The organism is Hoeflea sp. (genome assembly GCF_039975035.1).
Taxonomy (GTDB): domain Bacteria; phylum Pseudomonadota; class Alphaproteobacteria; order Rhizobiales; family Rhizobiaceae; genus Hoeflea.
On record NZ_JBDWHW010000140.1, the window covers coordinates 1 to 18,787 of the forward strand.

Annotated in this window: 22 protein-coding genes; 7 read left to right on the top strand and 15 right to left on the bottom strand. The window is 60.0% G+C overall.

Annotation, left to right across the window (positions count from 1 at the left end; translation table 11 throughout):
* The 3 genes from ABJN75_RS11865 to ABJN75_RS11875 form a co-directional block, all read left to right on the top strand.
* On the top strand, positions 1-597 hold a 597-nt coding region (locus tag ABJN75_RS11865; protein ID WP_348439804.1), incomplete at its 5' end, for a UDP-2,3-diacylglucosamine diphosphatase.
* 49 nt (positions 598-646) lie between these two features.
* Entirely contained in the window at positions 647-1,891 is a 1,245-nt protein-coding gene (locus ABJN75_RS11870; protein WP_348439805.1) for a DUF3419 family protein, read from the top strand.
* Positions 1,888-2,541, top strand: a complete 654-nt coding sequence (locus ABJN75_RS11875; protein ID WP_348439806.1) for a methyltransferase domain-containing protein — start codon at positions 1,888-1,890, stop codon at positions 2,539-2,541. Before ABJN75_RS11870 ends, ABJN75_RS11875 begins: the two co-directional genes overlap by 4 nt.
* Before the next feature lie 11 nt (positions 2,542-2,552).
* Here the strand turns inward: ABJN75_RS11875 and modC are convergent, their stop codons facing one another.
* The 15 genes from modC to ABJN75_RS11950 form a co-directional block, all read right to left on the bottom strand.
* Positions 2,553-3,641 carry a molybdenum ABC transporter ATP-binding protein gene (modC, locus tag ABJN75_RS11880; protein ID WP_348439807.1) on the bottom strand — a complete coding sequence of 363 codons (1,089 nt, stop codon included), beginning with the start codon at positions 3,639-3,641 and terminating at the stop codon, positions 2,553-2,555.
* Entirely contained in the window at positions 3,638-4,360 is a 723-nt protein-coding gene (gene modB / locus ABJN75_RS11885) for a molybdate ABC transporter permease subunit (protein WP_348439808.1), read from the bottom strand. Before modB ends, modC begins: the two co-directional genes overlap by 4 nt.
* A 4-nt stretch (positions 4,361-4,364) precedes the next feature.
* Complete coding sequence (gene modA / locus ABJN75_RS11890) at positions 4,365-5,147, bottom strand: molybdate ABC transporter substrate-binding protein (protein ID WP_348439809.1); 783 nt, start codon at positions 5,145-5,147, stop codon at positions 4,365-4,367.
* 69 nt (positions 5,148-5,216) lie between these two features.
* Positions 5,217-5,570 (bottom strand): LysR family transcriptional regulator, encoded by a 354-nt coding sequence (locus ABJN75_RS11895; RefSeq protein ID WP_348439810.1) that lies wholly within the window; start codon positions 5,568-5,570, stop codon positions 5,217-5,219.
* 79 nt (positions 5,571-5,649) lie between these two features.
* Entirely contained in the window at positions 5,650-6,924 is a 1,275-nt protein-coding gene (locus ABJN75_RS11900; RefSeq protein ID WP_348439811.1) for an NAD(P)/FAD-dependent oxidoreductase, read from the bottom strand.
* A gap of 29 nt (positions 6,925-6,953) precedes the next feature.
* Positions 6,954-7,697, bottom strand: a complete 744-nt coding sequence (locus ABJN75_RS11905) for a c-type cytochrome (protein WP_348439812.1) — start codon at positions 7,695-7,697, stop codon at positions 6,954-6,956.
* Between the two features lie 37 nt (positions 7,698-7,734).
* Entirely contained in the window at positions 7,735-8,850 is a 1,116-nt protein-coding gene (locus tag ABJN75_RS11910) for a c-type cytochrome (RefSeq protein ID WP_348439813.1), read from the bottom strand.
* Entirely contained in the window at positions 8,834-10,117 is a 1,284-nt protein-coding gene (soxC, locus tag ABJN75_RS11915; protein ID WP_348439814.1) for a sulfite dehydrogenase, read from the bottom strand. Before soxC ends, ABJN75_RS11910 begins: the two co-directional genes overlap by 17 nt.
* 95 nt (positions 10,118-10,212) lie before the next feature.
* Positions 10,213-11,913 (bottom strand): thiosulfohydrolase SoxB, encoded by a 1,701-nt coding sequence (soxB, locus tag ABJN75_RS11920; protein WP_348439815.1) that lies wholly within the window; start codon positions 11,911-11,913, stop codon positions 10,213-10,215.
* A gap of 223 nt (positions 11,914-12,136) precedes the next feature.
* Entirely contained in the window at positions 12,137-12,985 is an 849-nt protein-coding gene (gene soxA / locus ABJN75_RS11925; RefSeq protein ID WP_348439816.1) for a sulfur oxidation c-type cytochrome SoxA, read from the bottom strand.
* 67 nt (positions 12,986-13,052) lie between these two features.
* The gene (gene soxZ, locus ABJN75_RS11930; RefSeq protein WP_348439817.1) at positions 13,053-13,376 is read right to left on the bottom strand and encodes a thiosulfate oxidation carrier complex protein SoxZ; all 324 of its coding nucleotides are present in this window, start codon (positions 13,374-13,376) and stop codon (positions 13,053-13,055) included.
* Between the two features lie 21 nt (positions 13,377-13,397).
* On the bottom strand, positions 13,398-13,853 hold the full coding sequence (gene soxY / locus ABJN75_RS11935; protein ID WP_348439818.1) for a thiosulfate oxidation carrier protein SoxY: 456 nt from the start codon (positions 13,851-13,853) through the stop codon (positions 13,398-13,400).
* A gap of 25 nt (positions 13,854-13,878) precedes the next feature.
* Positions 13,879-14,331: a sulfur oxidation c-type cytochrome SoxX gene (gene soxX, locus ABJN75_RS11940; RefSeq protein ID WP_348439819.1), complete on the bottom strand. Its 453-nt coding sequence runs from the start codon at positions 14,329-14,331 to the stop codon at positions 13,879-13,881.
* 138 nt (positions 14,332-14,469) lie between these two features.
* Complete coding sequence (locus ABJN75_RS11945; protein ID WP_348439820.1) at positions 14,470-15,057, bottom strand: thioredoxin family protein; 588 nt, start codon at positions 15,055-15,057, stop codon at positions 14,470-14,472.
* Positions 15,058-15,067: 10 nt separating this feature from the next.
* Positions 15,068-15,802: a cytochrome c biogenesis protein CcdA gene (locus tag ABJN75_RS11950; RefSeq protein ID WP_348439821.1), complete on the bottom strand. Its 735-nt coding sequence runs from the start codon at positions 15,800-15,802 to the stop codon at positions 15,068-15,070.
* A gap of 226 nt (positions 15,803-16,028) precedes the next feature.
* On the opposite strand from ABJN75_RS11950, the gene ABJN75_RS11955 reads away from it, so the two are divergent.
* The 4 genes from ABJN75_RS11955 (at position 16,029) to ABJN75_RS11970 (ending at position 18,710) form a co-directional block, all read left to right on the top strand.
* Positions 16,029-16,379: a thioredoxin family protein gene (locus tag ABJN75_RS11955; protein ID WP_348439822.1), complete on the top strand. Its 351-nt coding sequence runs from the start codon at positions 16,029-16,031 to the stop codon at positions 16,377-16,379.
* Entirely contained in the window at positions 16,376-16,726 is a 351-nt protein-coding gene (locus ABJN75_RS11960; RefSeq protein WP_348439823.1) for a metalloregulator ArsR/SmtB family transcription factor, read from the top strand. Before ABJN75_RS11955 ends, ABJN75_RS11960 begins: the two co-directional genes overlap by 4 nt.
* A 92-nt stretch (positions 16,727-16,818) precedes the next feature.
* Positions 16,819-17,910 (top strand): YeeE/YedE family protein, encoded by a 1,092-nt coding sequence (locus tag ABJN75_RS11965; protein ID WP_348439824.1) that lies wholly within the window; start codon positions 16,819-16,821, stop codon positions 17,908-17,910.
* A 146-nt stretch (positions 17,911-18,056) separates the two neighbouring features.
* Positions 18,057-18,710, top strand: a complete 654-nt coding sequence (locus ABJN75_RS11970; protein ID WP_348439825.1) for a hypothetical protein — start codon at positions 18,057-18,059, stop codon at positions 18,708-18,710.
* Positions 18,711-18,787 lie beyond the last annotated feature (77 nt).

An 18,787-nucleotide genomic window follows, 5' to 3' on the forward strand; every position in this document is an offset into this window, starting at 1 on the left:
GGCACAAACATCATCTATGTCCCCGGCAACCACGACGAAATGCTGCGCGACTATCAGGGCGTCCATTTCGGCGGCATCGAAGTACGCGAACGCGATGTGTTCGAGACCGCCGACGGCAAGCGGTTGCTGGTCATCCACGGCGACGAATTCGACATGGTGGTGATGAACCACCGCTGGCTCGCCCATCTCGGCGACATGGCCTACGGCATGGCGATGTGGACCAACAAATGGCACAACCGCAGCCGCAAGCTGCTCGGGCTGCGCTACTGGTCGTTTTCCCGCTGGGCCAAGCTGAAGGTCAAGAGTGCTGTCAATTTCATCTCGGATTTCGAGGAAGTGCTGGCCGAAGAAGCCCGCAAGCACGACGCCGACGGCGTCATCTGCGGCCACATCCACCACGCCGCCAACGAGATGCGCGGAGGCATCCGCTACATCAACACCGGCGATTGGGTGGAAAGCTGCACCGCCGTGGTCGAGCATTCTGATGGCCGGATGGAGATCATCGACTGGTCACGCCGCATTTCCGAAAAGGCCGGACAGGTCGCCAAGAGCGGCCCCCTCAAGCAGATAGCAAGCAAGCAGGACCAGGCCGCATGACTCGTATCATGACAGCCCGCCCCCTCTTCTCTCCCTCGGAGTCATCACAATGACCATGATTGAAACCACCGCCGTCGGCGCTCGTATCGACGGTGCGGTCGTACGCAACACCGCCTTGTCCTCGACCGGGATCCTCGAACGCGTCTTCTCTGCTGCTTTTCGCGGTCTGGTCTATCCGCAGATCTGGGAAGATCCGCTGATCGACATGGAAGCGCTGGCGCTCAAGCCGACCGACACCATGGTTACCATCGCCTCTGGCTCCTGCAATGTCATGTCCTATCTGACAGCCAGCCCGGCCGAAATCATTGCGGTGGACCTTTCCCCCGCGCATGTAGCGCTAGGCAAACTCAAGCTGGCTGCGGCCTCGCATCTGCCCGACCACACCTCGTTTGCCAATCTGTTCCGCCACGCCAATTTGAAAACCAATGTCGCGCTTTATGAGCGCCACATCCGCCCGCATCTTGATGCCGAGACACGTGCTTATTGGGACGGGCGGGAAGTCAACGGCCGCCGCCGCATCTCCAAGTTCTCGCGCGGGTTCTATTCCACCGGTTTGCTTGGACGGTTCATTTCCGTGGCCCACGTGATCGCAAAACTCTATCGCGTTGATCCGCGCGAGCTGCTGCGCATGGACAGTATCGAAAAGCAGCGCGAATTCTTCGAGACCAGGATCGAGCCCGTCTTCGACAGCCGCAGCTTCAAACTCCTGACATCATTGCGGGCATCGCTATTCGGGCTTGGCATTCCGCCAGCACAGTACGAGGCTCTGGCCGGCGACGCCTCCGACGGCATGATCGGCGCGTTGCGCGAACGTACCGAGCGTTTGGCTTGCGGTTTTCCGCTCAAGGACAATTATTTCGCCTGGCAGGCCTTTGGGCGCGGCTACCAGCCCGGCGCGGCTGCAAGCCTGCCGCCATATCTCGAAGCCCGCAATTTTGAAACCATTCGCCGCAACGCCAACCGTGTGAACGTCGTCAACGAGAGCATCACCAGGCTTCTCGCCGCCCGGCCGGCGGCCTCGGTGAACGCCTTCGTGCTGCTCGACGCCCAGGACTGGATGACCGACAGCCAGCTGTCTGAGTTATGGGCAGAGATCACCCGCACGGCGAGCCCCGGCGCCCGCGTCATCTACCGCACCGCCGCAGCCGCCTCGCCGCTGCCGGGCAGTGTTCCCCATGGCATTCTCGACAAATGGAATTACCGGGAGACCCAAAGCCTGGAGCTCGGCAGCCGGGACCGCTCGGCAATCTATGGCGGCTTTCATCTGCACGTCAAACGTGACGCAAAGGCATGAGCGCCGTCTCAGCCAGTGCCTCGGTGATGGATGGCATCTATCGTCACCAGCGCCACATCTACGATCTGACGCGGCGCTATTATCTGCTTGGCCGCAACGATCTGATCGCTGCTCTCAGACCGCCCTCCGGCGGATCGGTTCTGGAAATCGGCTGCGGCACGGCGCGCAACCTGGTCCTGACCGCCAAGCGCTATCCCGATGCACGGCTTTATGGCGTCGACATCTCAGCCGAAATGCTCAAATCAGCCGATGCGACGGTGACGAAGACCGGTATTGCCGAACGCGTCATGCTGGCCCAGGGCGACGCAACCCGTTTTGACGCGAATATGTTGTTTAGTGTCTCGCACTTCGACCGGGTGTTCTTTTCCTACAGCCTGTCGATGATCCCCGGCTGGGAAGCAGCGTTGCAACAGGCGCTTGAGGCCGTGGCGCCCGGCGGAGAACTGCATGTCGTCGATTTCGGCCAGCAGTCCGCGCTTCCTGGCTGGTTCGGCAAGGGCCTGAAAGCCTGGCTTGCGCGCTTTCATGTCACGCCGAGGGCAAGTCTCGGCGACGTCATGGCCGAACTCGCCGCGCAGCATCATGGCGAGTTGCGGTTTGCCACGATCTATCGCGATTACGCCCGGATCGGCTCCATCCGCCTGCGTTGACGACAACCAGCCTATCCGGCGCCACCGACATTCGTCTGGGCCACGGCGACGGTTTTGAGGATGGCGAAACAGGCAATTCCGGGCGCAAGCTCCAGCGCCAGGGCGGACCGCCGGGTGATCCGCGCCAGCAGCAGATCGTCGCCGGCCCGAAGCTGAATGATTGCCCCCGGACCGTCGCCCAGCCGCACCGCAGTCACCGTCGCAGGGAGCACATTGAGCGCCGACAATCCCTCAGGCCGGGTTCGCGACAGGATCACATCCTGGGCAGGAATGCGGATCGCCAACCGCGTGCCCACCGGCGCCTCAACCCTCGGCAGAAACAGTTCACCCGCCGACATATCGAGCCGGGTCAGCCCGTCCTCTTCCTGTGCCGCCACCGTTGCATGGATGGATGAGCCGGCGGTCCTGATACCCAGCGCTTGCACGCTGTCGGGATCGGAAAGTACATCGGCGGCGGGACCGGCGCGAACCACCCGCCCCGCCTCCACCAGCACCAGCGTCGTCGCCAGCCGCGCAACTTCCGCCATGGAATGGCTGACATAAAGCACCGGGATCTCGGTTTCATCGCGCAGACGTTCCAGATACGGCAGGATCTCGGCCTTGCGCTCCTCGTCGAGCGCTGCCAGCGGCTCATCCATCAGCAGCAATCGCGGCTTTGCAAGCAGCGCCCGGCCAATCGCCACACGCTGCTTTTCACCGCCTGAGAGCCTGCCCGGCCGCCGGTCGAGCAACTTGCCGATCCCCAGCATGCCAACCACGTGATCAAACCCGGCGCCGGGACCAGCTGGCGCAAACCAGCGCCCGTAAGCGAGATTTTGCCGGACGCTGAGATGCGGAAACAGCCGGCCTTCCTGAAACACATAGCCGAGGCGGCGTTGATGCACTGGCATGAAGATGCCCTGGTCTGAATCAAACAGCACCCGTCCGTCGAGCGCGACATGGCCGGCGTCAGGGTGCAACAGCCCGGCGACCGCGTTGACCACCGATGTCTTGCCCGAGCCGGAACGACCGTAAAGCGCCGTGACGCCCGCCGGCGCCTCGAACTCCGCGTCCAGCGAAAAACCACCGAACCGGTGCGACACGCGGACCGAAAGCGTCATGATCCGGCAATCCTTCGCGCCACGGTGCGGCCAATCCACTCCGACAGGAACAGTGCCGTGAGCGCGATCGCAACTGCAATCAGCACCAGTTGCATGGCCTTGGCGTCGCCGCCGGGCACCTGCAGGAAACTGTAGATCGCCGATGGCAGGGTCTGCGTCTGGCCCGGAATGTTGGAAACGAAGGTGATGGTGGCGCCAAATTCGCCCATCGCCTTGGCGAAGGCGAGAATAGCCCCGGCAATCACGCCAGGCAGGATCAGCGGCAGGGTGACAGTCATGAACACCCAGAACCGCGATGCGCCAAGCGTTGACGCCGCCTGTTCAAGTTTCGGATCAACCGCCTCGATTGCCAGACGGATGGCGCGAACCATCAGCGGAAACGCCATCACCGCAGCGGCCAGTGCCGCCCCGGTCCAGCGGAATGCCAGCACGATCCCCAGATACTGGTCGAGCATCGCTCCGACCAGTCCCTTGCGTCCAAATGTCAGCAGCAGCAGGTAACCGGTGACCACCGGAGGCAGGATCAGCGGAAGATGCACCAGACCATTGAGCACCTGCTTGCCGCGGAAATCGTGACGCGCCAGCACATAGGCGACGCCGACGCCCAGCGGCAGGCTAACCAGCGTAGCCCAGAACGAAACCCGCAGTGACAGGATTACCGCGCGCCATTCATCCGCTGACAGGGCGGTGAAAAACCCACCCTCCAATCCATCCACCATCCGGTTACTTCTTTATCACTGTGAACCCCTGACCTTCAAAGGCCGCCTGAGCCTTAGCACCGGAAAGATAGGTCAGGAAAGCCTCTGCTTCGGGCTTGTCCGACTCCGCTATAACTGCAGCAGGGTAGATGATGGAGGGATGAGAGTCGGCGGGGAAAACACCGATGACGCTGACTGCGGGTTCCGCCGCTGCATCGGTGGCGTAGACAATGCCCAGCGGCGCCTCGCCGGTGGCGACAAGGGCTAGGGCTGCGCGCACATTGTCGGCCTGCGCGACCTTGGGCTCGACCGCATCCCAGACCCCGAGACTGGTCAGCGCGGCCTTGCCATAAACGCCCGCCGGCACAGAATCCACCAGCGCCATGGCGAGCTTGCTCTCGCCCAGCATTTCGGCAAGATCAAAGCCCGGCGCAATCGTCGCCGTGGCCCTGCCGCTGCCATGGGCCACCAGCACGATTGCGTTGCCCACAAGATCGACCCGCGTTCCGGGCTTGATCAGTTCGTCCTCTTCAAGCGTGTCCATCCAGTTCACCGCAGCGGAAATGAACACATCTGCAGGCGCGCCCGCCAGGATCTGCCGGGCCAGCACCGAACTGCCGGCATAGGAAACCACAGCGCTATTCCCGGTTTCGGCATTCCATGTGGTCACAATCTCGTCCAGCGCGTTCTTCATGCTGGCCGCAGCAAATATGGTGATCTCTTCCGCCGCCGTCACGACCGGCACGGCCAGCGTGGCGGAAAGCGAAACAACGGCGGCAAGCACAAGCCGGCGGATCACTGCGATCATTGAAAACCTCCGGATTCGATATGTTCTATAAAACATATCCCTATGCTGCTCGAATCTGCAAGCCGCATTTCAATCGGACACGTTTTTGAGCATATTCGTGATGCCGGAGATGTGGTTCGCCCCCTCCTTGAGAGTGATCGCCTCCAGTTCGCGATAATGAGCCAGCGCGGCTTCACCGGCCTCGGTGAGACGGGCGCCGCCGCCCTTCTGTCCGCCACGGTTGCTCTCGACCAGAGGCATCTGAAAGGCAGCATTCATCTCCTCGACAAGCATCCAGGCCCGCTTGTAGCTCATTTTCATCCGTCGTCCGGCGGCCGAAATCGATCCGTGCGCAGCGATGCCCTGCAAAAGATCAGCCTTGCCCGGACCAAGGCTCAGACCATTCTCAAATCTGAGCTTCAGCCGCAATTTGGGGGTATTCAATTCATCCTCCTGTCTCTGGCGCGGATGACGCACACGCCAAAGACAGATTACCCGACAACCCTCGCCAACCCAAACCGGGTTAGCCGAACATGTCGGCGGTAATCCCGGCATACCAGCCGACCGATTCCTCGAAATTGGCCTTGCGGATGACCTCGTCTTCCGATGTTTGGCTGATGAACCCCTGGGTCGAGGCGATCTTGCCGTCTCCCGGCGCGTATTGGGCGCCGACCTTCACGCTGTCGTCCGTCTCGATCAGGCTCCAGCAGGTGTTGGCATATCTGGCGGGAAACACCTTGGAGCCGGTCAGGTCACCGCGCACGTTCATGGCGGCAACCTTGGCCTGACTGTTGGCCGAGAATCCCGATTTCGGCATGTCGCCGGCGATACAGGCGTCGCCGATGACGAAGACCGCTTCATCGATCACCGAGCGCATGCTCTCGGGATCGATCGGACAGAAACCGCTGTCATTGGTCAATCCTGCCGACGCGGCAATCACGCCCGCCTTCTGCGCCGGGATGATGTTGAGAAACGCGCCCTTGAAGGTATCAAGGTCGGTCTCCACTGTTCCCGCCTTGACATCGACACTGGATATGCCGCCATGCACGGCGGGACCGTACCATTCGATCATTCCGGGATAGTGCTTTTCCCAGCCTTCCTGAAAAACACCCTGCTTGGAGAACTTTTCTTTCGGGTCGAGAATGATCACCTTCGAATCTGTCAGTCCCTTCGCCTTGAGCACATGCGCCATCATCGACGCACGTTCATAAGGTCCGGGCGGACAGCGATACGGATTGGGCGGCGGCACCATAAGGATCTGCTGGCCGTTCTCGATGGCGTCGAGCCCGGCCTTGAGCAATTCCGTCTGGCGCCCGGCCTTCCAGGCATGGGGCGCAACTTCGGACAAGTCCTCCGAATAGCCCTCCACCGAATCCCAGATGAAATCGATGCCCGGCGCGACCACCAGCCGGTCATAGGCAACGGACGATCCGTCGGCCATCATCACGGTTTTCGCCGCACGGTCCACACCGGTCGCGTATCCGGTGACCTTGCCGATGCCATAGCTCGATTGCAGCGTGTCGTAGCTGTGGGTGATCGAGTCCAGGGTACGGTAGCCGCCGACATAGAGATTGGAGAAAAAGCAGGTGGTAAACATCTCCGACTGGTCGATCAGCGTGACATCGATGGCGCCGTCGGAATCCTTGGCGATGTAGCGCGCGGCGGTTGCGCCGCCGGCGCCACCTCCGATGACAACCACACGCGGTTTGCCCTGCGCGCGCAAATAGGTCGGGAACGTGAGTGTGAACGCACTCGCGCCGGTGAACAATCCGAATTGGCGTCGTGTCAGGCGTGTCATGATTTCCTCCCGGTTTACATTTCAAGGCTTCATTGCGGATCAAGCGAGCTGAAATAGGCCGCCAGAGCGGCGATCTCCTCATTGGTGAGATTGGAGACGCGCAGCTTCATGACTTCATTGGACCGCACATTGGTGGCATATTCAAACAGCGACCTGACGAAATAGCCGCGTGGCAACCCGACGATGGAGGGAATGCCATCCGCGTGACCGGAGGCCTGATGGCAGGTGACGCATTCGCCGGCGAGATATTCGCCATATTCGCGATCGCCCTCCATCTGCAGCACGATATCGGCAAAGCCCCGAACCGGGCCGGAGATCGAGGCTTCAGCAGCCACGGGATCTTGCGCCGGCTCCTGCCTGGTCGCCACTTCAAGCCAGGAGATAAGCGCCAAGCGACCATCGACATCCGCCATCCCCCTGAAGGACATGCGGTTGCCCTTGATGAAGTCACGCGGCTTCTCGAGATATTCGTCAAGTGCTTGAGACGTCCAGACAAGACCGGCTTCGCCTGCCGCGCGCATGCCGGCCGAATAACGGAAGTCCGCGAGACTACCCGCCTTGCGGCCAAACACGCCGTCAAGATGGGGTCCAACCTTGTGCTTCGCCCCCGCTCCTATCTCGTGACAGACGGCGCAGGGCTTGAACAGGTCTTCGGGTTCGGTTGCCCCGGCCTTGCCGGGAGCGCCATATATCATCACCAGCCCGGAAAAAATGACAGGCACCAGTCGGCGCAACATCCCGCTGCGTCCGTGGTGCCTGCCATGATCGGCCATTCCATCTCTCCTCGGGGCGCTATCGAGCGCCCGGCTGTCAATCGATTCCGCCTCCGGAATTCTCGTCGCCCTCGCCTTCCGGCGTCACGTCGATGATCTGGGCGCGGGCGGTAATTTCAACCGGACCCGGCTTGCAATCTGTCATGCAAGGCTCAACACCTTTGGCGTAATGCGGCTCGCTCAACCGGTCGTCCGGGATGAAATTGTCTTCATTGGGCAACCGGATCGACGTGAAATTCTCGTTGGAAAGCTCAAAATCCTCATCCGTGACGACATCGTTAAGATACAACAGATAGGCCGTCAGCGCATAGACGTCATCATCGGAAAGCGATCGCGCATCGCCGAACGGCATGGCGCGGCGGACATAATCGAACACGGTCGACAGATAAGGCCAGTACGACCCGATGGTCTTGACGGGCCGATCCTTGAGCAGCGTGCCCTGACCGCCTGCCAGCACCGGCCAGCGTCCAGCGCCCTCGCCGAAATCGCCATGACAGACGGCGCAATTCTCGGCATAGATCGGATCGCCCTCAGCCACGGTGCCCTTGCCCACAGGCAGACCTTTGCCGTCCGGGCGGATATCAATATCCCAGGCGGCGATCTCCTCCGGCATTGCCACGCGGCCAAGCCCGAAGGCGCCTTTGCTTGTCTCAACCGCCATCGCCTCGACAGGCGCGGCTTCGGCGGCCGGTTCGGCAGCGGCCGCCGCTGCGGTCTCGACCGGCTGATCTTCAACAACGGCCTCGGCTGCCGCCGCTTGCTCAGCCGAAAAGCTCTTCAGATAGGCCAGAACATTGGCGATATCGTCGTCTTTCTTCAGCCCGGCAAAAGACATCTTGGTACCTTTGACCATGTCCTTGGGCTTGATCAGATACTCGGTCAGGGTTGTCGCATCCCAGACCAGGCCGCCTTCACCGGCTTCAATCATCGCCTTGGAGTATTTGTAGCCTTCTGCACCGCCGGCCGTACGGCCGAACACATCATTGAGCTCCGGGCCAACCTTGTGCTTGGCGCCGTCGCCGACCGCGTGGCAGGCCGCGCACTTCTTGAATACCTTTTCGCCGGCATCAATGTCGCCTTCAGCCAGTGAAGGACCGGCAAAGGCTGCAAATGCGAGAACGGCAATCGCCGCAGACTTAGGAAACTTCAACATTTTCAACCACCCCGTCGTTGTTGACGTGCCATGTCTGGATGCCATTGTTGTGATAGATCGAATTGCCGCCGCGTGCGGCGCGCAACTCATTCTTGGTCGGCTGAACCAGTCCCTGATCATCGATGGCGCGGGACTGCAGCAGCATCTCCGACCCGTCCCAGTTGATGTCGAGATAGAAGCGGTGCAGCGCCTTGGGCAGGCTTGGCCCGTCAATCCTCGCCGTTTTCCATGTGCGCCCGCCGTCAATCGTCACGTCAACGCGCTTGATCGTGCCGCTTCCCGACCAGGCCAGACCGGAGATCACCAGAGGTCCTTTGCCATGGATAACCGGCGCTTGCGGGCTCGGGCTGGTGATCACCGATTTCACATCCATCACAAAGGTGTGGCGGCGTGCTTTTCCATCGGCGAGAAGATCGGTGTATTTCGAGGTCTCCTCGCGCTGTTCCCAGGGCGCGTCGCCGACTTCGAGACGGCGCAGCCATTTGACCCACATATTGCCTTCCCAGCCGGGAACACACAGTCTGAGCGGATAGCCCTGTTCCGTGCGCAACGCCTCGCCATTCATCTTGAACGCAACCAGACAGTCATCGAGCGCCTTCTCCATAGGGATCGAGCGGGTCATTGCCGCAGCGTCAGCCCCTTCCGCCAACAGCCATTTGCCGTTGGTCTTGATCCCCGCCTCTTCGAGCAGATAGCGCAGCGGCACGCCGGTGTAGACCACGCAGTGGATCATGCCATGGGTGAACTGGCAGCCATTGAGCTGCGAGCCCTTCCACTCCATGCCTCCATTGGCGGCGCATTCGAGGAAATAGACCCGGTTCTCGCGCGGAAACCGTTTCAGGTCCTCCATGGTGAACACCAGCGGTGTGTCGACCAGGCCGTTGATCATCAGCCGGTGATCCGCCGGGTTGATCACCGCCGTGCCGCCATGATGGCGTTCGAAGCAAAGCCCGTTGGGCGTGATGATGCCGTCAAGCTCATGCAGCGGCGTAAAATTGATCGACGAGACCGGGTCCGCCGTCAGCCACGGCACATCGCGGCGCACCACATGCGCCTCGAACTCCGATGGCTTGCCATAAGGGGCAGCGTCGACACCATCGCCGAGATAGCGATTCCAGTCCTGGATCTCGGTGATCAGCGGATCGCCCGCCGCCCGCGCGACACCGGCGTTGGCCGCCACCGCGGCACCACCGAGAAGTCCGGCCTTGAGGAAATTGCGCCGTGACGCAGCTTGTTTGGTTCCCTTGGGATCGGTTTCGTCTACCATGAGATCCTCCCGTGGCGCTTGTCCAGCATTTGCATATCTGTCTCCGTCATCATCGCCGGGGCTCATCAGCCCGCGAATTCAAGTCCAGCTCGGGATCACCTGATCACCCGGACCGCAGCAGCGTCCGGATCGAGTGACACCACCGATTTCTTCGTGATGTAGTTTTCCATCAGATCGTAGATCGCGGGACCTTCGACCCCTTCATTGACCGAGGCCCAGCCGCCGACCGTATAGGTCTTGCCGGCTTCGACCGGGTCGCCGCTGCCGGTCAGCCGCATATCCGAGATCCGGCTACCCATTTCCGCATCAGGAGCGCAGGCATAGGTAAACCCGCCAACCCGGACCATGTCGCCGCCTTGCTGCAGGAACGGATCCTTGTTGAACAGGTTGTCGCAGACATCTTCCATGATCTCCTTGAGCTGGGCGCCGGTGAACTCGAGCCGGTAAACCGACGGGTAGCTCATCGAGGTCTCGGTGTAGAGATCGTCGATTGTGATGTCGGATCCCGGCAGCAGCGTCGTCCCCCAGCGGAAACCCGGCGAAAGCGCAATCTGCGTGTCGCGCTCTTCCATGATGCCCTGGCAGATCAGATCGTCCCAGGTTCCGTTGAAATTGCCGCGCCGGTAGAGCAGGCTGTCAGTGCGGCCGATCACCCGTTGCGTCTCCGCCTCATAGGGCGCGCGAACTTCGTCGATCTTGGCCGCCATTTCCGGATCCGGCGTAATCACGTCGGCAAAGACCGGGATCAGCGTCGAGTTGTAGCCGGCCACCTTGCCATCCTTGATGTCGAGGTCGATGCGGCCCAGATATTTGCCGTGCGATCCCGACGACATCAGGATCGTGCCTTCGACTTCCAGCGCGATCGGGGTTGCGTCATGGGTGTGGCCGGTGACGATCACATCCAGTCCGCTGACAACGCCGGCGAGCTTGCGATCCACGTCAAAGCCGTTGTGGGACAGCAACACCACCACTTCGGCGCCTTCCGCGCGGGCTGTATCGACATTGGCCTGCAGTACCTCGGGCCGGATACCGAACGACCATTTCGGAAACATCCAGTTCGGATTGGCGATCGGGGTGTAGGGCATGGCCTGACCGATGACCGCCACCTTGACGCCGCCGCGTTCGAAATAGGCCGTGTGTTCGAAGGCAGGCTCATCCCACTCGGCATCAAAGATATTGGACGCCAGGAACGGATATCCCATGGCGTCGACCAATTCGAGAAAGCGGTCCTCGCCGAATGTAAACTCCCAGTGCCCGGTCATGGCGTCCGGCTTGAGCAGCTTCATGCACTCGACCATATCCATGCCATTGGTCTTGAGTGACGAATAGGAGCCCTGCCAGGTGTCGCCACCATCGAGAAACAGCACCTTGTCGTCGCCGCGATCCGCGCGGATCGCCTTGACCAGCGTCGCTGTCCGGTCCAGGCCGCCCAGCTTTCCGTAGCTCCGCGCCAGGTCGACATAATCCACCATGGTGTGGGCATAGGCATAGGGGCTGCCCGCGTCGATGCCGAAATAGTCGAGGAATTCGTGCGCCACCAGGTGCGGCGGCAAGCCCGCATAGGCGCCAACGCCGATATTGGTGTCGGGCGGACGGAAGAACACCGGCTTGAGCTGGGCATGGCAATCGGTGAAATGCAGAAGGGTGACTTGCCCCTTGGAATCGAATTTCAGCAGGTCATCCTGGGTCAGCTTCTGCTGCGCCAGTGCGCGGGTCGGATTGGCGCCCAGACCGGCGGCACCAAGCACAAATCCGGCATTCAGGGCATATTGCAGAAAATCGCGTCTGGTATGCATCCCATTCTCCATTCCGTGAAAAACGGACAAGCGATCCCGCTCCGACAACTGCCAGAATCCGTATTTTCTTTGTATTTCAATTCGTTAACGCTGAACTCTACACGCTGCCTCGCCAAGAAAACCAGGTGTTGCGCAGGTGGCAAACCGTTACAGCAGCAAGCGGATCAGACCTGGCGCGCTGCAGTTGCCGGAGGCATCGCAATGCCCCCGGCAAGGTCAGAGACTACTGACGGACCGACGGGGTTTCGACCGAAAGGCCGGTGCCACGCCAGGTTACATAGGTTTCAAGCGCCATCAATTCGTCCGAGAACGCCTTGGGCTGATCGGCGCGGGTATCACGGATGCAACCGCGGAAGCGCTGGTGCAGCGAAGTCAGGCCGCTCTTGAGCCGGTAAGTCGGAAAACCGTTGACCTGGCCCTGGCTCAAATGGTCGGCGCGGATGTACTTGCCCATTGCCGTTTCATGGCAGCTCGCGCAGGCCAGATTGAGCTGGCCGGTGCGGGTGTAATAGACATCCTTGCCCTTTTCCCACCACGACTGCATGTCGCCTTCCGAAAGATCAAGCTCCACCGGCATACCCAGCGACTGATGTTTGATGTAGGCCGTCAGTTCCTGCTGCCCTCCCTTGTTGAAGGGGAGCGCTTCCGCGCCCATCTGCTCGGTCCGGCACTTGTTGATCTGCAGCTCGATATTGATCGGCTTTTTCGAATCCGCATCCCATTTCGGGAAACGGGCACCGACGCCCTTCATGGTTTCAGCTGCATCGCCGTGACAGGTGGCACAGGATTTCCCGGCGGTGCCATCAACCTTGCTCCACAGCACTTCGCCGTCTTCGACTGCGATCATGCCGGGGTTTTCGATGCTGTCGCGCTCTGCGTCACGGGTCTCGGCCTCGCGGAAAAGCCAGCCCGAATACACCTCATCAAACGGATGCCCTTCCGGCGCCGCGGTTCGCGTGACCATCGGCACGCCGTCGATTTCGAGTGTGTCGTCAACGGGATCAGCCATAACCGGACCCGACCCCGCGATTGCGGCGGCCAACACCACACTGGCTATCAAAAGTCTTTTCATAACAGTCTCCGTCCTCCCGGGATGTCCCTTGCGTGAGCCTCCCCTACGCTCGGGATCCCTCTCGTTGTTATTTGACTTCGATAGGCGCCTCGGCCTCATAGACCGACCCGTCATCGTCGAGCCAGGTGAACTTGAAGGTTCCGCTGGCCGGCACCTTGGCGTTGAACTCGAAATAGGGATTGGCGGAGATCGCCGGATCCAGATCGCATTCGAACACCTTCTGCCCTTCGAAGGTACAGGTGAACTTATTGATGATCTGACGCGGAATGGGATTGCCATCCTTGTCCTTGCGCTGGCCCGATTCCATCTCGTGGCTGATCAGCGTCTTGATGGTGATCACCTCACCGGCCGAAGCCGACTTGGGCACCTTGATGCGTGGTTTTGATGCCATTTTCGTAAATCCTGTCCTGGCTCAGCCGCCGCAGCCGCCGATGGTTACCTTGACCTGCTTCTTGTCCATGAAGACCGAGCCGTCCTTCATCTTCGCAACCGCGATGACGTTCTGGGTCTTGGCAAGACGCATGCGCGTGGTTGCGAGCGCTTCACCGCTCATTTCAGTGAAATGAAACGTCGCGACTGCCGGACTGGGGTTGCCGTCAGCGAAGATGATGATCGATTCGACAAGATCATCGCCTTCCATGGCGCTTTCCACATTGACCGACACCGGAACGGTGTTGCCGTTTTCGGCAATTTCCGGTGCAGTCAGGGTGATCTTGCCCTCGCCTGCCGTCGCACCACCGGTGAACTCCATGATCGCCTTTTCCGTATCCTCTGCCGAGGCAAAGGCCGGTGAAATCCGGGCTCCGGCGACCGCGAATACAGCGGCCCCCGCCGTCAGTCCTAAGACTTTTCGTCTTGTCAGTTGCATTGGCTTCGAGCTCCTTTGCTCCAGATTATTCCTTGAGTGTGCCGAGATAGGCTACGACGTCCTCGACCTGCTGAGCAGTCAGGATGGTCTTGCCGGCAAACGGTTCCGACACATACTGTCCGACTTCCAGCGAGTAGAAGCCCGGCATGACGGTCTCGTCGGTGAAGATTTGTTTCGAATTCGTCACGATTGCCCTGAGCTGCGCCTCGTCCCAGCGCGAGGCCACACCGTCCAGCGAAGGCCCCACATCGCCATGGAACAATTCACCCGACATGTCGGCGTTGGCATGGCAAGCCAGACAGTTACCGAGCTTGCGGCTCTTGAAGGTTTCCGCACCTGCGGCGGGATCACCCGCAACACCGGTCAGCGACGAGGTCACCCCGTCATCGGTGAATGCCACCGCATCAGGCGCAAGCTCGCTGGCCAGCGCCGCGGTTGACATTGCAAATGCCGCAACCGCCCCCAGTATAAATCTCATTCGCCTCATCATTGGCGTTCCCTCCTCCCATTGTCCGGACTCATAAGATCCGGATCTTCTCCGATTCAAAGGATAGTCATATGCGCGCGCACAATCAATGCAAAAATATGATTTCTTGAATGTATTTTGCGGCACTCGTTACTCCGCGTCAAGACGCCCCTTTTCACGCAGTTCATTGATAATCCGCGCATGATACTTCTGAAAGTGCTCGTCACCTTCATAGCCTTTTTCGGAGACCCATTTGAACATGTTGAGAAAGGTCCACTTGCCAAAGGCCCCCGGCATGGTCGCCACCGCAGCCTCGGCGACGGTCATGCCTTCCGGTGCGTTTTCCGGCAGGAACACCAGCGTCGGCGTGAACACATAGCCCCATTTGCGCGCAGCCGTTTTCTCGGTCAGCACGTCTCCGTCCAGGTCAGTGACTTCCTCGTCGCCGAACATGTTGTACTGGACGACCTTGAAATTGGCCTTGATGAAGTCCGAAACCTCAGGATCGGACAGCAACACTTCATGCATCTTGGCGCAATAGATGCAGCCGCGCTGTTCAAAGATCATCACCAGCCGCTTGCCCTCTTCCTTGGCCGTGGCGATGTCTTCGGCGACGTCGCGGAAGGTGATCGAGAACCAGTCTTCCTTGTGCAGGCCATCATCACCAAGCTCGGAAGCCAATGTCTGAACCGAAAGAGCGGCCATGGCCGCAACGGCGAGAAAAATACGTCTGATCATTGTCTTGCTCCTATCCAATCGTGGCAAATGCCGGAAACATCTCAAGCAGCCATTGCGCAATCCTGGACATTTGACCGGTCATGAACAGGATGCCGGTAACCACCAGAAGTACGCCCATGGCCTTCTCGATGACAGCCATATGTTTCTTGATTCGGGTCGAAAACCGGATGAAACGGCTCGCGAAAAAGCCGGCGACGACAAATGGAATTCCAATTCCCAGTGCGTACAACCCCAGCAGCATCGCTCCCTGCCCGGCGCTTTCCTTGGCCGCGGCCATGAACAGGATGGCCGCCAGGATTGGTCCGACACAGGGCGTCCAGCCAAACGCAAAGGCTAGCCCCATGATGTAGGCGCCGATCATGCCGGCAGGCTTGCGCTCGACATTGACACGCGCCTCCCGGTACAAAAGCGCAAACCTGAACACGCCGAGAAAATGCAGCCCCATCAGCAGGATCACAATTCCGGCAATCACCGCCAATATATCGAAATAGCGCGCCAGCGACTGACCGATCAGGCTGGCGGTGGCGCCAAGCGCGATAAACACCGTGCTGAACCCGAGAACAAACGCGATCGAAGCCATGGCGATGCGGCGTGACGCCACGTTGTCAGCCTTGGCATTTTGGACTTCATTGAAACTCATCCCGGCCAGATAGGCGAGATAAGGCGGAACAATCGGCAGCACACAGGGCGAAAAAAATGACAACAACCCCGCCAGAAAGGCAGCTCCATATCCGACATCGATCATTCGCGTCTTCCTCCCTCGCAGCGCCACCGGCTCAGCCAACCCTGATGGTCACTCCAGCACGTTGGTTCACAGCATGCACGGCTCATCCAGGAAGCCGTGACTACACGCCATGCATGACTCACATTCAGCCTCCTCATGGCGTGCAGCCGACCAGAATGCGATTGCAAGATATGCAAAATACAATATATATTGCAAACACTATTTTTCATGAAATCGGATCAGCCTCATGACATCATTTCTCGCGGCTGCGCTCACCATCCTGCTGCTCCTGCCCGCGCCTGTGATGGCTGCCGAAATGATCATGTTCGAGCAACCCGGCTGCGCCTGGTGCAAGCGGTTCAACGAGGAAGTCGCCCCGGCCTGGCCGAACACCGAGCAGGGCCGGCGCGCGCCCTTGCGACGGGTCAACATTCACGATCCGCTGCCCGCCGACCTGACGGAAATCCCGGTTGAACGATTCACCCCCACCTTTGTTCTGGTTGATGACGGCCAGGAAATTGCCCGGTTGCGCGGCTATCCCGGCGATCAGTTTTTCTGGGCCCTTGTCGACGAGATGCTTGCAAAGCTGGAGCCATGACGTCGGAACTGACGCCGAATCAGGATTTTTCCGGTCAGGATATCGAGGTGCTTGCCGGTCACGCCCGCAAGGCCGGTGATATCCTAAAGGCGCTGTCGCACGAAACCCGGCTGCTGATTTTGTGGCTGTTATCGGAAAACGAGCGATCGGTCTCCGAGCTCGAGGAACTGCTGGCGTTGCCGCAGGCCGCTGTCTCCCAGCAACTCGCCCGTCTGCGTTTTGATCACATGGTCCGACCGCGACGCGAGGGACGGATGATCTACTATTCGATTTCCGACTCGGAGGTCTCGGCCATCGTGGCCTCGCTTTATGACTTGCTTTGCCGGCCAGGCGCCGCGAAGGGCTGAGCCGGAGGCACAGCTTGCTTTGATTTGCCCCCGTCCCTAAGCTGGAGAATGGGACCGGGGTGGGATCCGGCCAACAGGAGGAGACGACAATCATGCTTGATTCAGAGTGGATGCTTGCGCTTTCGGGCTGCCTGGTCGGCACGATCATTGGTTTTGCCGCGAGGAAAAGCCATTTTTGCACCATGGCGGCACTGGAACGCCATTGGTATGCGGGCGACGACCGCCCGCTCAGAGCCTGGGCGCTGGCAGCCTTCACCGCGCTGATCGCAACCCAGTTGCTCGGCGCGGCCGGCATCGCCGACCTTGATAAATCCTTTTATCTGACCGAGCCGCTGCCGCTGGCCGGCGCCATTATCGGCGGACTGATGTTCGGTCTCGGCATGGCCCTGGTCGGCACCTGCGGTTTCGGCGCACTGGTCCGGCTCGGCGGTGGCAATTTGCGCGCCCTTGTGGTGCTCACCGGTCTCGGGCTTGCGGCGCTTGCCGCCCAGCGCGGGATCACCGCTCACATTCGCGCAACCCTGCTTGATCCGCTGTCGCTGGATCTTTCCGCCTTTGGCGGGCAATCGGTCGGCGCCCTGATCTCTCGCACCACCGGATTGAACGCATCCCTGCCGCTGGCGCTGATCATCGGCGGGGCGGGTCTGTGGTGGGTTTTCAAATCGGCAAGTTTCCGCGCCGACCGCAACCGGCTGATCGCCGGCGTGGTCATCGGCCTGTGCATCGCTGCCGGTTGGGTGATCACCAGCCTCTATGCCGCGCAGGCGCTCTACCCGGTTCAGATCGAAGCCGGCTCGTTTGTCATGCCGGTCGGCGAAACCATCATGCAGATCATCACCGTCACCGGTGAATTGCCCGACTATGGCGTCGGGGTCGTGATCGGCGTGTTTCTCGGCGCAGCGGTCTCGGCATTCCGCTCCGACGACATGCGCTGGGAAGCCTGCGACGATGCCCGTGAGTTGAGCCGCCATCTGCTCGGCGCGTTCCTGATGGGCACCGGCGGTGTCTTCGCGCTCGGCTGCACCATCGGCCAGGGCGTCAGCGCCTTCTCGGTGATGGCAATCTCGGCCCCGATCGTGATGATCTCGATCGCCGCCGGAGCCCGCATGGGCCTGGGCCTGCTGATGGAAGGCAACGCCTTCGGCTTTCTGGCCGACTGGCGGGCGACGGATACGAAGACCTGAGGGGCAATTGCTGTCTTCGCAATTTTTTTTGACAATACTGAATGAACGCTTGTACACCGGGTTTTAAGCTTCGTACGATCCCTTCAAGGCTCCGACATGATTGCGTGTCGACCCTATTTCTCGAGACCCTAACTTGGAAAAAATGAATGGAAGACAGGTTCTCGTCGTTTGTTATTACAGCGCTCGCCGATGTAATAACAGGCGGCGGCGCTAACGATTCTACTCCTCCTATCGGTGTGTATCGATCCGCCTATGCGCTCCGAGAGTTTATGAGAGAGTGTGGTGTTTCTTTTCAAGTTGACGGTTCCCGCGTCTCCTCGGTACGCGATAAGTTGCGAGAGTTGATGTTCATTGATCCAACCGGCAACGATATTGTTCGGATAATCGAGCACGTTTCCGATCCGAGAGCCTACATATCCGAGCCAGATAAGGGCGTTGCTGTCGTTGAGCACCTGAACAAGTGTCTTGAAGCGGACGGTTTCCGCATCCAGGTAATACGCGGAAAATCTCAGCTTCAGACAATTGCCCGAGACAGCGCTGTACTCGACTCCTTCGGGTCGAAAGCAAATATTCTAGATTTCGATACCGTGACACGCGAAATCGACAGAGCACTCACCAACGCCGAAACAGACCCAGAGGATGCAGTGACTGCGGCCTGCTCAATTCTGGAATCCATATGCCGATCGATTCTAATCGAAATGGAAAAAGAACTTCCACCCAAAAAGGACATTTCCGGACTAGGGTTTGTTGAGTATCAGGATTCCCAAATCACGCGATTTATGATTCAAGCTTCCTTTTGAGGAGACTTTCATGGACGTCGATCGCACTGTCATTACCGATCGCATGTGGGTTTTGATGGAGCCCCAGTGCCTTGGCA